The organism is Gemmatimonadota bacterium (assembly GCA_040388625.1).
Taxonomy (GTDB): domain Bacteria; phylum Gemmatimonadota; class Gemmatimonadetes; order Gemmatimonadales; family Gemmatimonadaceae; genus Fen-1247.
The window spans coordinates 42,506-58,787 of sequence record JAZKBK010000005.1; the positions used below are offsets into that span (position 1 = coordinate 42,506).

The window sequence follows — 16,282 nt, forward strand, 5'->3', positions numbered from 1 at the left end:
ACATAAATTCGACCCTGTTGCAGCGACGATACAATTGAATTCATTGTACCTGGTTGAACCGTTCGCCATTCGTGGTGCTATTCAGAACGTCGGCCAACGACCGTGCAACAATGTACCGCGCAGGTGTCTCCTGCACTTCCAGTGCCTTGAAGTGCGCCTTCCCACACTCGATTTTCGCTCTTTCCTTTTCGCGTAGGTCGTCGGCAAAAAGCCCACTCTTCGTTTCCACCACGAAGTAAAGTCGTTGCTCGCCGTCCTCTTCCACGAGAATAGCCCAGTCGGGGTTGTATGTACCCAATGGCGTTGGGATCGTGAACCATCCCGGAAGCTTAGCATAGACCTTGATCGCTCGATTATTCTCAAGATCGGCTGCGAAGGTTGCTTCAGTGTCGGAGTCATAGACAACCTCCTCGTACACCGACCTTTCAGCCTGCATCAGGTTTTTGAGATAGCCGGTTAACTCTTCTTGCTCGAATAGTTCCTGAGCGTAGAAGTGGCCTTCGCCCAAGCGCTGATACTTGATACCATCCACCACTGCAAGGCGCTTGCACCGGTTAATCGCCTCCGCTGCTAACTCGATGAACTGCTGAGGGTTGCGCTTGAAGTCATTGAGTCGCTGGCTTCCGGAAAGGACGCGCTGGATTGTGCGTCTGGTAAGCTGCGTGCGATCCTGCAGATCCGTGAGCACATCCGGCAGCTCAATGTCGGTCTCGTCGAGAACGACGGTAGATGCACCCTGGCGCTCGGTCGCGTCTACGCCGGCCTTACCAATCGCGATGTCGGCCTTGCGCCATTGCAGTCGAGCTTTCGGAATAGCCGGAGCGTTTCGTAGCGCGTCGGTGCAACTCCGCACCAACTTCTCATTGTCGAACTGAACGCGGTACGTCGTCTTGTACTTGATGCGCTCCCACAAAGCCTTGAACTCAGCGCCGTGTAGGACCGCTTGTCGGGTGCGTACCTGTCGGCGCTCGTCTGCATTCCTGATCTCCAGCCGCCCGGCGAGTTTCTTCAGTATCTGGGCGATCTCGTCGAGTTGGGGGGTGAAAGCCTCAGGCACCGCAAGGGTCCCGTCCTTAAGCACTTGCTTCAGTGAGTCCTGCACTTTGCCATTGTGGTCGATATGTCCCTGCGCCTTCAGTTGCTCCCACAGCACTTTCGACTGCTCAACTCCGAGCGACACTGTCGTTCCTGATGAATCGGCGATCGGAATTGCGGCGAACTGGTGCGCCTCCACAATACCGAAACGGATGCCGGTGTCCCGCTCAATTTCATTCTGCAGGTTTTTGGCGAACTTCTCGTAGCTCTCTGCGGCAATCACGGTCAGCGTGTTTACGTCAAACCCATGCAAGCGTTGGCCGTCCTGGTTCACGCACAGGCGAAGGCCTCGACCGATGGTCTGGCGACGCTCACGTTCGGTTCCCATCTCACGCAACGCACAGATCTGGAAGATGTTGGGATTGTCCCAGCCTTCGCGCAACGCCGAATGTGAGAAGATGAACTTGAGCGGCGTGTCGAAAGACAGCAACTTCTCCTTATCCTTCATGATCAGATTGTAGGCGCGCTCGGCGTTGTCGCGGTTTGCCTCGTTCCTAAGTTCGCCCTTGGCGTTCAGCTCCGTCTCGGCCCAGCCGCCTTTCTTGTCGATGGAGAAATAGCCATTGTGCACCTCCTCAGCGGCTCGGGTAAGATCCACTTCCTGGAATAGCGTGTTGTATTCCGGCAGTTTCGCCGCACGTCTGTACTCCTCCTCAAAGATGCGTGCATAGGCACCTTTCACCGCGTTGCCATCGGCATCGTACTGGCGGTATTTATCCACCGCATCTATAAAGAACAGCGACAGAACCTTGATGCCTTGTGGGCGCAGGCGCTTCTCCTTGTCGAGGTGCTCCCGTATCGTGCGGCGAATCATCTCGCGTTGCACTGACAGCGAGTCCACGTCACCGCACGCTTGGCCGAGCTTGAGGAACTGCTCGCCACCCGGCAGCCGTAGCTCCATGAATTCATTCCCCTTCTCGACCCGGATATCGCCGATGCGACAGTCAGCGTAGATAGCCCGGCCAGTCGTCTGCTCCAGATTGTCGCCGTCCTGCACGGAGATCTCTTGTCTTTTCACACCCGTGGAAGTCTGCACATCCAGCTCAACACGCGCTGATATCGCACCGCGCTTGTTCTCAACCTTGATAAGGCGAACAAAGGGCTTATTGTGAGCGTCCTGCACGGTCGCTGAAGCAACCTCGATCTGCTTGACTAGCCGCCTCTCGTAGGCGTCCACTGCATCAAGGCGATAGACCATATGATGCTTGTCCACGTGAGTGGCGGAGTATCGCAAGGTGCAGAGTGGGTTCATTGCATCGAGCGCCGTCTTGCCCGCACCGGAGAGACCGCCATCGACGCTTTGCGGCTCATCTATAATAAGGACAGGTCTTACGGCCCTGATGAGATCAATGGGTTTCTCTCCGCCAGTCTGCTCGTTGGCTCCCTTGCCGTAAATATTGTTGACGTCCTTCTTGTTGATGGCGCCTACAGTCACCACCATGATCTGGATCTGCGAGCTCGTGGCGAAGTTGCGAACCTGGCCGAGTTTCCCGGAATCATAGATGAAGTAATCGAAAGGCGCGCCCGAGTAGAGTCCCTTGAAGTGCTCTTCTGCGATCTCGATGGAGTGGTAGACGCCTTCCTTGATCGCCACCGATGGCACCACGATCACGAACTTGGTAAAGCCGTAACGCTTGTTCAGCTCGAAGATCGTGCGCAGGTAGACGTACGTCTTCCCCGTACCGGTTTCCATCTCGACGGTGAAGTCGCCGGAATCCAGCGAGTCGGACGGCGGTAGACCATTCTTGAGTTGGATTGCGCCCAGGTTCTTGAGCAGTTCGTCGTCGAGGAGTGTCAGCCGGTTGCCGATGCCGAGATCGCTCTCGGTGAATGCCAGATTCGCTTGCCCCCCGACAGCATGCTGCGTGACCGTAAACTCGGTGCGGCATGTCTCCTGTCCGTGAAAGAGATCACAGACTGCTTCGATGGCTTGAAGTTGATAGTCGAGGTTGGGTTCAAAGTGCAGCTTCATGACTTGTCCCTCGTCGGCGACGGCATCTGCTTGATCGCACGGTCGAGATCGGTTTCGAGCATCCGATCCTCGATCTCGCGAAACTCACCGAGTTCACATTCCGCATGTTTGCGGGGCTGTCTACGGTCAGCCGCGATTTTTCGGCAAACCCGAACAACTGGATCTTCCTCCAGCTGGTTGTCCTCGAAGATGTGCTTGATGTGCTCGCTGATCGTTGCCTCGGCCTTGCTGAACAGGTCTGTGAGTTGCTTCTGGTTGAGCCAGACGGTTTGATTTTCGAGTCGCACGTCGAACTTCGTGCGAGCGTCCTCATTCTGATAGATGACGACTTGATTCATCACAGGCTGCGCACTTTTGTGAGACCGTGCTGCTGGAGAATGGCGGCGAGGTTGGTCTTGGCCACGTCGTCCGCGAACGCGCTGTCCCGGAAGACGCAGGTGGTGTCGCCGGCGGGGGCGAGTTCGCCGTACCAAGCGACAATGCCCTGAGCGAGAGGCTCAACTTCGTCCCGCGAGACCGTCTCCGTGAGGCATGCGATGAGCACGCCGCCACCAACGGAGTGAACCTCTTTACTCGCGATCGCGCGCTTCTCTATGGGCACGCAGAGATCGATGCCCTCCTTGAGTAGCAGTTCGTACAGTACGTCCGTCTCGGTGCGGTCAGGGTTCAGGTGCTCAACGGACTCAAGCAGCATCTGGTCGAGATCGGTGCGATCTGGCTCCCACGCTCGGATATTGCTGGAGTCGAGCTTGAAGACGCGGAAGCCGATGTCGCCGGCGAATAGGGGGTTCGCTTCTCGGATATGCTTCCCCGCACGGCGCAAGCGGCTCGACGTCATGTCTGCAATCGTACGAAACATGGAACTGGCCTCTCCCTCGATTGGTTCCGGGAATTGGACGAGTATGAACCGACGATTCCCACGGTCCGCCGCGTTCAACGCATAGACCGCATGGCCGGTTGTGCCTGATCCAGCAAAAAGGTCAACGATCAGGTCATTCTGATCTCGACTCGTGAAGATTTGCGCAAGGTACTGCAATAAGAACAGGGGCTTCGGATAAGAGAAGTTGATTCCCCAAGCAGTAAGCATGTTGCTGTTCTGTTTTGTCGTGCCGACGTTTCGAATTACAGAAAGGACGTGACCCTGGGAGTTGGAGCGTTTTTTGTAACCGTAAACAGCGCCCGTAGCAGTCATCGCAAACCAGGTTTGCTTGCCCTCACTGTCGGCAATCGGAACGCAGCCGTTGTTGATAAATAACTCCAACAGATTTTTGGAACTCCAACCGCTCTTTACCCTTGCAGGCTGGATGAGCTTGCTGCCGGCGATTATGATGTCGTCTAGTATATGAGGCCATGAATCAGTCCGTTTTGCGATCTTCCCTTTCTCGAACGCAGCCGGAAATCCGGCGGGGAGTACGACTTCGGAAGGCGGATTCGCAGGCCCATTCTTTGTGATCGAGTTTTCGATGGTATCGTTATATAGTTTGCTCGATTCTTCGATGTTTGGATCGATAACGGTGGGAGGAGGAAGTGCGTCCAAATTTCGGACGTAGGCAACGATATACTCGTGGACGCCCTTGATCTTGCTCTGTTGATCGACGTTGCCCTCGTTATTCCAAATGAACTGGCAAAGTCCATTTTCTTCGCCAAATACGTCGTCCATTACCTGACGAAGGTTCGCGACTTCAATGTCATTTATTGACACTAGGAGCACGCCATCCTCGCGCAACAGATTCTGCGCAAGTTTAAGCCGCGGATACATCATGTTTAACCAGTCCGTGTGAAATCGCCCACTGGTTTCTGTATTGCTGCTAATTCGCCGCCCGTTCGCCAGTTGCCCCGTAAGTTCCAGATAGTTTTGGATATTATCCTGAAAGTTGTCGGGATAAATGAAGTCCTTGCCAGTGTTGTATGGCGGATCGATGTAGATGCACTTAACCTTCCCCGCGTATGACTTCTGCAAAAGCTTGAGCACTTCGAGGTTGTCACCTTCGATCATTAGATTCTGTGTAGTATCCCAATCCACACTGTCTTCTGGACTCGGGCGCAGCGTACCAGTGGATGGCGTGAGCGCCAACTGTCGCGCGCGACGTTTGCCGTGCCAGTTGAGGCCGTACTTCTCTTCTCGCTCATCCACCGCCCCGCCGAGTAATTGCTTGAGGATCTCGAAGTCGATCCGCCCTTCGCTGAACGCCTCGGGAAACAGCGTCTTCAGTTGCTCCACGTTGCCCGCCAGGATATCGGCAGATTGCGTAGCGGGATCATTCGCTGTCAACGGCCTCATGTTCGCGCCGCTTGCGTGTTCGAGTGCATTCATAGTTTATTCATTGTGGCCGCCAGGCGCGCTTCAGCGCGCTTGATTTCCAGGTTCAGTGTAATCTGTCGTGACATCTGCCTTTCTCTCGCCGCTTCGGTGCGCAGTCGAGCGATCTCCGTATGAAGGCGAGAGCACTCATGCAACGCGTCGCTCCTGGCGCTGGCCTGTTCCGCATTAGTGGCACCCATAAAAGTGTGTGTAACGCGCGCGGCATGCAATGCGAGCAGCGTGTCAAGCCAACCTTGATACAGCGCGTATAGAGAGTCACGCGGTTGACGGCCGAGCGCAAGTGCCTCACAAAAGGCGACCCGGAATCCGGCATCGCGCTCATCGTCCCAGTCGACAGTTATAACATCGCCATCAAGCACGGTTTTCCCCGCCTCGCCCTGTGACCACCGCTTGTGCATTGCAGACATACCAGCGTGGTCACCTTGCGCTGTTAATAGCAAGACCGGATAAGGAATTGCTCGATGCACCAGCTCCGTCAGTCGCCTTGCGTTGGCTCCCGCACGCAATGTGAGACAAAGCACAGCAATTTCCAGATACTGACGTGCGTCGTCTCGATACTCTCGCACACCGATAGTCGTCGGCTTGAGCGTCGCCGCCCAGAACAACTCCTCGATCCCATCGGTGATCTGGCGCTTGTTAGCTGCTGTTCGCGCGCCATTCTCCAGGAGCAGCTTCTTGGGAACTCGCTGATCCACTCGGCTGGCAGTCGGCAGGTCGAGCGCAGCGAGGAGAGTATCGCTGTTCATCCAGCCGTTTTGGGAAGCACAACAAGATAGGCGAGTACCTCGAAGTCATTGATGCCGGCGAACTCGCCTTTGAGCGCATGCGTGCCACCGGGTGAGAACAGGCTTGCTAATGCCCGTTCCGCAGTCTTGCCTGCAACAGAGGAGACCGCCGCGGCAAGCAGGCGTTGTGCAGCACTCATGTCCTCTCCACCCTTCGTGGTCTTGTCAAAGCTGGTGCACGCATCGGCATCGAGCAGATCGCGGCCTAGGCAGAGGCGCTTGACTCGGTCGAGTATTTGCTTGGCTTGAGTATAGGGCAAAAGCACAGTGCTGTCGTCGCCCACATGCACGAGATAGTGAACGCCAAGCGGATATCCGGTCGCAGGAATGCGTAGGGCGGCGGCGCCCTCGGCACGCAGGCAAAAGATGATGCCCGGTTCGACGTCCGCATCAATGCTGGACATGACGGCGCAGGCTCCCAATGGTTGGCTCTCCAGACTACCCGGGTGCTCCTTCACATATTGCGCGAGATCAATGCGCAAGTCCGTGAGCGTCAAGTCGGCAATCGAGACGCCTGTGGACAGATCTTCCAGATCGATGACGGCGTCCTGGAGCTTGAGCAGCTGCTTGCGGCGATACTCCAGATCATTCATCTGGTTGCCAGACTCCTGCTCAATTAGGTTCTCTTCACCAGTCGCGGAGATGTCGAGCAGCACCATCTTCCCACTGACCCTCTGCTCAAGATTGATGTACTCATCCAGCTCCATATTGGGCCAGAAGTTGACGAGCTGGATGCGCGTGTTGGGCGAGCCAATACGATCAATCCGGCCGAACCGCTGGATGATGCGCACTGGATTCCAGTGAATATCGTAGTTGATCAACCAGTCGCAATCCTGCAGGTTTTGACCCTCGGAGATGCAATCCGTGGCAATGAGCAGATCGATTTCACCCTCGCTACTGAACTCTTCTGGCCGCTCTTTCGATTGTGGGGAGAACGTCGTCAGAATGGATGCTAGATCTTTCCGAAGCCCGGAAGGGGTGACCTGATTCCGGCCGGCACCCGTGACTAGCGCGCTTTCAATATCCAAGTTCTCCTTGGCCCACGGCGCAAGCTGTTCGTACAGGTAGCGTGCCGTGTCTGCGAATGCTGTAAAGACGATGACTTTGCGGTTGCCAGGATTGATGGGGTTCTTGCACTTGTGCTCGATCATCTCACGCAGCGCCGCGAGTTTGGCATCGCGAGCCGCCCCAATCTGGGCTGCCGCGTCGTGTAGGGTTGCGAGACGGTCGCGGTCCTCGATGAGATCCTGCTTCCAACGAATGATGTCCACATCCTTGAGCAATACCTTCACCTTGCGACCAACGAGCAGGGCCTCGGACGCGGGATCGTCAATGTCCACGTCTTCAATCTCAATCTCCTGTACCTCCTCTACGTGGTTATCGATACGTGTGAGCGTAGCCTCTACGTCTTTCAGCTGACGCTGCAGAGTAAGGGCGAAGGATGGTACAGCGCTCTCCATCCTCTTGAGCACGTTGACGCGTATCAGATGGATTAGGCTTTCCTCACGGTCTGCTTGTCTGAAGAAGCCTTCACCTCCGCGAATCTCAGTGCTGTACTTCTTGTCATAAGCCTCCTGCTTGTGTGGTAGCACGTAGCGGAGAGGTGCATACGAAGCAAGGTTTAACCGCCGGATCTCCTGGTTGATTTCTCGGATTGAGTGAAATTCACCGGTGCTGTCCACATCGGCCTTGATGTTGATTGGTTTCAGGCGCTCTGGAAATTGACCGGTTTCTGCGGTCCCGTAGTACTTCTCGATGTGTTTGCGTGAACGCGCGATCGTGAGCACGTCAAGCAGTGTGAAGTAATCGAAGCCGAGCATCTCGATGAGCCGCATCGGCGTGCGCTCGGTATCGTCCAGGTCAAGCCAGCGATTGAACTGTTTTTGCGCGAGGCGCGTGGTGTTGTCAATGCTGCCGATGCCCTGATCGAGCAACGCGGTATCATCGCCTTCTGTGGCGAACGCGATCTGGTTGCGCAAATCGGCCAAGCGATTGTTCACTGGCGTGGCAGACAACATCAGGACGCGTGTCTTTACACCTTCTCTAATAATGGTGCGCATCAGCCGGTCGTAGCGCGTTTCGCTGCCTTGGCGTGGCGTCTTCTTATTTCGAAAATTGTGCGACTCATCAATTACAACTAGGTCGTAGTTGCCCCAATTGACGTGCGCAAGATCAATATCGCCCGATAAGCCGCCATCGCGCGAGAGATCTGTGTGGTTCAGCACGTCGTAATTGAAACGATCCGGAGCAAGGACATTGCGGCGATCGTTGGCCTTGTACAGCGTCCAGTTATCGCGCAATCGTTTGGGCACCAATACGAGCACACGATCGTTCCGGAGCTCGTGGTATTTGATGATCGCGAGTGCCTCGAATGTCTTTCCCAAGCCTACACTGTCGGCGATGATGCAGCCACCGAAACGGTTAAGCTTGTCGATCGCACCAACTACGCCGTCGCGCTGGAACTTGTAGAGTTTCTTCCAGACCACAGTGTTACGAATTCCCGTAGCCGCGTTGACGATGCGATCTTCATCAAGATCGTCGCCGCGAGCCTTGAAAATGTGGTGTAGTATCAACGAATAGACGAGGGACGGCGCGCGGTACCCTGCGAGCGTCCGTAGAACTTCGATCAATTCAGTTCTCACATTGGGATCCGCGGCTAGGCTGGACCACTGGGCATCGAACCACTGACTCAGCAACAGCGCTTCTTCCGGCGTTTCCGACGCCTGGATCAGGCTCAAGGGATTGCCTGGCGCTAGACCGAGACCGTCCGTACTGAAACGAAGTGAGCCGAGTAGCGCCTGCAGTGGCTGCGCGTCACCGTCGCGAACGACGAACGCACCCTGAGGTACTTCGCCATATGCGCGTTTAACCTCGGCCTTGTTCTGAAGCCATTGTGACAGACGCCTGGCAAGCCATCGCGATTGTAGTCTATTTCGCGCCGCCCGGTCGGCGTCAGAGCCGAGGGTCGCAAGCTCGGTACTCGCCGACGGAAGTAAAAGACGGCATCGCGCCAATGCGGCCACTTCGTGCAGAATTTCAGAATATGCGAACAGGGAAAATGTCGGAGTCAGAACGTCGAGCTGGCGCCCTATTGTTAGACTCGGGCGCAGGAGATCGATGACTCGGTCGGTCCCCGTGTTACGGACGAGTTTCATACCGCATCACGTGTCGAGAGAGTCGTTCCATTCTGCGCCCATAACCCATGCGAGTGCCGACATCCTGCCACTCAGTAGGCCCCATTCGAAGTCGTCCCATCCCAAATTGTTTTTGCCGTATTTCTTTTCGATTCGTTTTGCTGCCTGCTGCGCTTTCTTGAGCAGGGGTTTCTGCTCCTCCGTCAATGGCGTCTCTCCGGTTCGAATTCGTTCCAGCCAATTTTGGTGCCTGTTCCACCAAATCTTATCCCAGAATTCGTTGTACGACTTGAGGATAGTCTTGTCGTTACGGCGTAATACGAGCGGCCATTCCGTCCCCGGATTCTGATCGTCAGATATCCATTCGACTTTGTCGCCCGTCTTAGTGTAGCCAATACGGTAACCGTTTGGACCGGCCTCGCCTGGCTTGACCGGGTCCGTGGTTTCAGCGCTGGTGCGTCGTTTTCCTCCCGCCGTGTGCTCTCTTGCGAAATCCCGGTTGAGCTCTTCAATCTGGGACATCAGATCTGGATCGAACCGCCCGATTTCAATTCCTGCGGCGCGAAGCCGTAGCTCCCCACGCCCGCGTATACGAGGATTGGGGTCAAGAACGCCTATGACTACGCGCTTGATCCGTCTTTCAATAATCCGCTCCGCACAAGCAATCTTTGGGTCGTTTCGCGATGTGCACGGCTCTAGAGTAGTGAATAGCGTCGCGCCTGCAAGGGTCCGATCGGCAAGTTTACCCTCGAGCACCGTGAACTCCGCGTGCTCACCCGGCGCCCGCTCTCCACGGAAGGCCTCGCCAACTATCTTGCCATCGTTCGCGACGACGGCGCCGACCTTTGGCGAGATCCTGCCCGGCTCACTCGTCGCCTTTCTCGCGAGGTGAATCGCCCGAAGCATGAGTTGCCTGTCACCGATCTTCGCCGGCCTTGCATGCTGAACAACATGTTTTGCCATTCCAAGCCCCCTTCCGAACGCCATCTGTTAGGCACCTGCAAGAACCAAGCGTACCAGGAGTACGCCCGCATCGTCGCACTCGATCAAAATGGGAATGCGCGCTCCAAGATGTCAGCCTTCAAGGAAGCGTAGGGGGTGCGGCACTAAGATCGAAAACACTCGCAGTTCCGCGCTCTACCAGAATAGCCGCTCCCTCGACAACCTTTCGATGATGAGTAAAGAGGAGCACCTGGGTAGTCTTACCAATTTCGGCGAGCAAGTCGAGAGTCGCAGAACTTCGATCATCGTCGAAGTGCACCAGCAAGTCATCACATATCAACGGCAACGGCTCGGATGAAGCGCAGTAGTGTTCTAAGCTAGCCAGGCGAAAGGCGAGGAATAGTTGGTCTCTGGTGCCATCACTCATCTCGCCAACGCGCACTGACTCGCCAGTCGAGCGTTTTCCGACAACAATCGGACGGCCTTTTTCGTCGATATCCGAGTCGACCGCTAAAAACGCACCGTTACTCGATAAGGCGAAGAGCTCACCAGCGCGGATCACCAGAGGATCTTGTTGCTCACCCCGAATCTGATTGATAGCAGCCGATAGGAACTCTCCGGCCAAACTCAGCTCGACATAGCGCTCTACGACATGCTGCATGGCTGTGGTCGCGCTTTCACGCCCCGCGACGGCTTGATTGATTCCCTCGGAAGTCATGAATCTATCAACATCCTGCTTAGCACTCTCGGCGGCGACTGCCGCCGCTTCGCGTGATCGATCCACTCGCTGCAGCTCCTCCTCAACCCGCGCAAGTTCGGCAGCGATCACATCGAGATCACGTTCGCATCGCTGCTCGCGGAGGGCGTCGAGAGCGTACCCGTCGGCCGCGGTTCCGATAGTCCCAATTAATTGTTGGCGGCGCCGCGCAAGGTCGGCTCGTTCGTCACACCGCGCGGCTATTGTACGTAGTTGCTGCTTCTGACAACCCGCCTCCGCGCACAAAACCGTAAGCGCAACTTCAGCATCGTTGAGCGTCGTTCGCTTCCTATCACAGTCCTTGGTCTGCTGCACGAGCTGCGGCTCCAGGCTTTTGCGGCGGATCGCAATTTCATTGGCAGCGGCCCATCTTTGTTCAAGCATTTTGGCTGCTGCAACGGAGTCGGCGGGCAGTGAAAAATCTAGGACGCCAACTATCTTCGCAACAGCTTCATCTAAGTCTCTTTCGTCATCGTCCATCCGGCGTAGCCTTCTGCTCGTGACGTCGCGTCCATCGAGAACGCCTCCTGCTGCTGCCCACTGAGTGACGACTTCGTTACCGCGTGCAGGCGAAACTTCTTTCTCAAGCCCGACGGCGGCTAACGCAAGCGTCCATTCCGCGCGCCACGCCGCAAATGCTGATGTCAAGTTGGAAAGGTTCTCCCGCCTTGTCGCCAGGCGGATCGATGAATCTGATACGGCCGCGACGTCGCGGCGATAGTCCGCATATGCATCGTCGTGGGCCGTGATCAACTGCACTACTGATCGTACGCGCGCGGCAAGTGACTCGTTACGTTGCTGAGAGATACCAAGCCGTTCTTCTGCTGACTGAAGCATTTCGGTTTTTGGGTCGGTCTCCGTAGCCAACAACTCTGCTTCTACTAACATCGATGCAGCCATCTCGGCACGTTCAAGAATCGCAGCACGTTCCGTCGACAGTGCCTTTAGCCGACCCAAATCCGATTCACGTTGAACTGCCAGTGGCCATGAATCCGTCCATTCACGTTTCGCGCGGTCCAACCTAAGGCGCGACTGTTCTTGAGCATCGATCGCTGCGGCCAGATTGGCTACCGCTTCTGTGCGATCTCGTTCGGCGAGGTCCAATGCGGCAAGACGTTGTGTCTCGGCAACGCGACGATCGGCGAGTGAATCCGCATCGTCGACCTTTTGTTCCATGTCAGCGGTCGCTTGCAGTCTTTGGCTAGCGTCGGTTCGCAGCCACGCATCGTCGCTCGAGTCAAGGAATACTTCCCGAATCGTCGTCCAAATCTGGCGGCGCGCCGAGCGCGCGCCGCCAATTGCTGCCGAGCTGGGGAGATCGTCACCAAAAGTGAGGCGCTGTATTTCTGCGATAGCGGTATCACGCCTCAATGTCCACTGCTCACTCAACTGTACGAGTCTCGTATTATCTGCGTCGAATGCTGCGCATCGCTGGATTTCGTCGGAAATTATCGCACTATCCGGACAGTCGAGGGATCGTAGCTCCTTGAGGCTTGCGAACCCCAGAGAATTGAGCCGAGCCGCGCAAGCGGCTTCGGCCTCACGTGTCTGTTTGCGCTTCAGTTCTAAGGACCGCGTGAGCACTGGCAACTGGGCAAACTCATTGATGCTCACGCCGAACGGTTTGTCCTCGCCGCGTTCTTGATGTTGTGTCCGCCGAGCCTCGAGTTGCGCGACTAAGATGCTTTCCTCCTTTACTTGAGTTTCCGCGCTCTCAATTGTCGGCGGGAGCTCGGATCCCCGGGGAATCAACGCTTGAACGAGGTCGATTGCTGCCTGGGATGGCATCTGGCGGTTGAGATCAGCGGCATCACTACATCCGATGCTTCGTCCCAGTGCGGCTAACTTCGTTTCCGCGTCGGCGAGTTCACGTTGGCGGTTCGGTCGATCCGTTCTTGCTTTGCCGACGTGAGTAGCCTTTTCGATAATGTCTCTTATTGCCGCCTCGGCCGCGACAAAATCGGTGGGCACGATGAGGCCGTTCACCTGATCCTCAAGTGCACTACGGGTATCCTCGGAATCTCTCAGCGCGACAGTCGCAGCTTGCAGGCCGTCGAATGCATCTCTCACCGCAGCGGCGAAATCATTCCGCAGGGCCGACAAATCAGCGTAGGCCAAGCATTCCTTCTCAATTATTCCAAGCTCTATCAGTAGCGGAATAACGCGGGCTAGCCGACGCAGACTGGATGCTTGCTCCGTCAGACTCCCTGTGGATGCGCGAGCTTCTGCCAAGCCGGCCGATGTCGTTTCTTGCGCATTGCGCGCCTCGTCGAACGCTTGGCGGCTTAGAAAGCCCGCTTTCACCTCCTTATTTGCAGTGTCGAAAGCGTCGAACGCGTTATAGAACGCGCGATCGGATGAGCGACGTGCAGAATAGAGTTTCTCTACGTCCATCTTGAGCTTGTCGAGGGCGGTCACGAGACCGCGTAAGCCTCCCCCAGCCTCCACAATCAATCGACCGATATCCCCGTCGGCCTCAAGAAGTCTTTCACCGCCCAAACGTAGCGACGTGTGATCCAACCCGAACAATGCCATGAATCGATCGCGTGTTGTTCCGCCCAGATGAACTGAGAGTGCGCGCTCGTCGATCGCTTTATTTGTTTCGTCGGATAGCGATTTCACACCTTTACGACGACGAAAAGTCTGCGATTCTCCGTTGGCTGTCCGGAGCTTTGCAGTCAGTCGCATCTGCCCGTAACCGAAGATTTGACCGTGTGGCGAATTATGGGGAATACCAAACAGAAAATCTGCGATTGCGGCTAACCAAGTACTTTTCCCGGCCTCGTTCGGTCCGTATATCACTACCAGGCCCGGGCAGTCAGTTAGCGGCAATGTCAGACTATCAAACATGCCATATTTTTCTAGCGCTAACTCTTCGAATCGCATACTGTCAGCCTCCGCCGCGTTCAATCATTGCAAGTGCAAGATCTCGCGCCCGCGTCGGGGCGTTCGCTCGTATCTCAGCGAAGAGTTCTTCGGAATGCGCCCCGGCCGGTATCTTTGTGCGCAGCTCAGCCAACTTGGCATTTAGAGATTGTGTTGCCGATTCATCGAAGGCGATGTTCTCGATGGCGCGCTGCAGCTTGGACGCGATCGTTGGATCAACGGTTGTGTGGGTCCGAAGGGGCGAAGTCGCAAGTTCGACCTTTTCTATCCATATGTCATCGGCGATGCTCGCGGCTATGGTCTCAATTACCTCCTGGAGCGCCGTCTGACCAATTAGCATTTCGGCATGCAATTGGCACTCTCCGTGCAGCCGCACGCGCACCGCGAGCGAGCGGCCATCCGCGGTCGCTACGGCGCACTCAATTGCCGTCCGTGTGAGCTCGTGAACAGCCCCCGGGCTGTCCGCGGTTGACACGTCGACGCTCGCATGAGCCCACCGAAATACATCAAGCGCGCGATGCGTCACGGCAGATACGTGTCCATCCTCGACTTGCACGAGCGTCGCCCCCTTGGAGCCCGTTTCTCCTATATGGCGTCCTTGCAGGTTTCCGGGGAAAACAATATAGGGATCTGTCTGAAGCACCTCGCGAGTGTGCACGTGCCCGAGGGCCCAGTAGTCGTAACCATGATTCGATAGCTGCTCAACTGTACACGGTGCGTAAGCAGCGTGTCCGTTGCGGCCTGTACACGCTGTATGGAGCAATCCAATATTGAAAAGTCCCGCGCAAGGTTCGGGATATCCCGCCGCCAAATTGTCGGTTACATCGCGTTGCGGAAAACTACGACCGTGAATGGCAACGCCGAGTTGGTCGATTACGATCGACTCTGGCTTACGTGACGAGAGCACGTGGACGTTGTTAGTCAGCTCGAGGCGTCCAATCAGGTCGTTTTCCGCATCGTGATTCCCCAAGATCATGTAGACATCGATGCCCGCGTCACGGAGTTGACGCATTCGCGAGGCGAAGAACAGCCCAGTTGTGTAATCGCGCCATTGTCCGTCGAAAGCATCCCCGGCGATTAGAACAAATCGGCACTCTTCTTCGATCGCAAGAGCGATCAAGTTGTCGAATGCTTGTCGAGATGCGTCGCCGACCCGTTTCGCCTGCTCTGGCGACTTCGAGGCGAGGCCGCGAAGCGGGCTGTCGAGATGAAGATCGGCGGCGTGAATGAAGCTGAATTTCATGGTCAGTACTCGCTCCATCGAGGGACATGAGCTACCTGAGTGCTATCCAACGTCACTCGTGCCGCGGCGCGACGACCGAGGACTGGGAGTGCGAATACACCTGCGTGACTTGTCTGTACTGCCGCGATAGCCGGTTTCAACGCCGGGGCGGACAACGATGATCCTCACGGCATAAAGTATCGGCGATTTACGGTGTTCGTAGGAGGTTGGCGTTCGTCCGACCGTTTTCACGTTGTTGCGGGCGGGTCCCGATAGGTGGCCTGAGTCGGGCGTAGCAGGTCGCTGGGGGGCAATGACGAGCGTGGCCGCGAGAATTCGCGCGGCCTTGGATTTCCGGCCTTGAATTTCCGGCGGTGGGGGAGACAGTGAGGACGACGCGATTACGGCATAGCCCCGGCCTGAGGAGACGCAAAGTCCCTTTTTCTCGGGTGTGTTTCGGCCTAGCCTGTCAGTTTGTTGAGAGCAATGACTCGATTCCGATAGCAGAATTCCGCTTCGCGCGTCGATCGTCGTCAATATACGCGCTAGCGTGTATATTGATTCAATGACCCCGTACCGATCAACAATGGTGATCACGCTGAACGGCGCCTCAGATCCGATGCGCGAGGCAGGACGCAACGACGATCCTGGTAGCGACCGTCATGTGGGATGATTAACAGACTTCCGAGAGAAGCGACCGATGAAACTCACATATGATCCGCAGGCCGACGCTCTTATGATCATCCTCGTTGAGCGCCGCACAAGAGCTGCTCAACGACATCTCGTCACCCGCGAAATCGCACCAGCCATGTACCTTGATCTGGATGCGCGCGGCAATCCCGTGTCCATCGAAATCCTCGATGCGAGCGCGCGCATCCCACACAAGCAGCTCAACTCTCTTCCGTCACCAGCACGAATCCTTTCACTCGCACAAGCGGCGAAGGAAAGCCGGCTCTCACCTGACACACTTCGGCGCCAGATCAACAACGGGCGGCTCAAGGCCACAAAACGGGGCCGAGATTGGGCAGTGTCAGCAACCGATCTCCTGAACTATCTGGAATCGCGGGACACTCGCGGACGACCATCGCGACTGGACCCATCGGCGCGCTTCCAACTCGATCGGCGAAGGGCACTTTCCCCTTCATCCTGACAGGATGCTGGGTAAG

The 16,282-nt window shown here is 56.3% G+C and carries 9 protein-coding genes; 1 reads left to right on the top strand and 8 read right to left on the bottom strand.

All coding sequences use genetic code 11. The annotated features are described in order from the left end of the window. Window positions 1-40 precede the first annotated feature (40 nt). The 8 genes from V4529_12065 to V4529_12100 form a co-directional block, all read right to left on the bottom strand. A complete protein-coding gene (locus tag V4529_12065; GenBank protein MES2359057.1) occupies window positions 41-3,067 on the bottom strand; it encodes a DEAD/DEAH box helicase family protein in 3,027 nt (1,008 codons plus the stop codon). Further along, window positions 3,064-3,405 carry a hypothetical protein gene (locus V4529_12070; protein ID MES2359058.1) on the bottom strand — a complete coding sequence of 114 codons (342 nt, stop codon included), beginning with the start codon at window positions 3,403-3,405 and terminating at the stop codon, window positions 3,064-3,066. Before V4529_12070 ends, V4529_12065 begins: the two co-directional genes overlap by 4 nt. Continuing rightward, window positions 3,405-5,348 carry a site-specific DNA-methyltransferase gene (locus tag V4529_12075; GenBank protein MES2359059.1) on the bottom strand — a complete coding sequence of 648 codons (1,944 nt, stop codon included), beginning with the start codon at window positions 5,346-5,348 and terminating at the stop codon, window positions 3,405-3,407. Before V4529_12075 ends, V4529_12070 begins: the two co-directional genes overlap by 1 nt. A 29-nt stretch (window positions 5,349-5,377) precedes the next feature. After that, complete coding sequence (locus V4529_12080; GenBank protein ID MES2359060.1) at window positions 5,378-6,136, bottom strand: DUF4391 domain-containing protein; 759 nt, start codon at window positions 6,134-6,136, stop codon at window positions 5,378-5,380. Further along, window positions 6,133-9,330 (bottom strand): helicase-related protein, encoded by a 3,198-nt coding sequence (locus tag V4529_12085; protein MES2359061.1) that lies wholly within the window; start codon window positions 9,328-9,330, stop codon window positions 6,133-6,135. Before V4529_12085 ends, V4529_12080 begins: the two co-directional genes overlap by 4 nt. A 6-nt stretch (window positions 9,331-9,336) precedes the next feature. Continuing rightward, window positions 9,337-10,296: a deaminase gene (locus V4529_12090; GenBank protein MES2359062.1), complete on the bottom strand. Its 960-nt coding sequence runs from the start codon at window positions 10,294-10,296 to the stop codon at window positions 9,337-9,339. 94 nt (window positions 10,297-10,390) lie between these two features. Next, window positions 10,391-13,894 (bottom strand): AAA family ATPase, encoded by a 3,504-nt coding sequence (locus V4529_12095; GenBank protein MES2359063.1) that lies wholly within the window; start codon window positions 13,892-13,894, stop codon window positions 10,391-10,393. A gap of 4 nt (window positions 13,895-13,898) precedes the next feature. Continuing rightward, window positions 13,899-15,137 carry a DNA repair exonuclease gene (locus tag V4529_12100; protein ID MES2359064.1) on the bottom strand — a complete coding sequence of 413 codons (1,239 nt, stop codon included), beginning with the start codon at window positions 15,135-15,137 and terminating at the stop codon, window positions 13,899-13,901. 679 nt (window positions 15,138-15,816) lie between these two features. Here V4529_12100 and V4529_12105 point away from each other — a divergent pair. Beyond that, window positions 15,817-16,266 (top strand): DUF2283 domain-containing protein, encoded by a 450-nt coding sequence (locus V4529_12105; GenBank protein ID MES2359065.1) that lies wholly within the window; start codon window positions 15,817-15,819, stop codon window positions 16,264-16,266. Window positions 16,267-16,282: the final 16 nt, after the last annotated feature.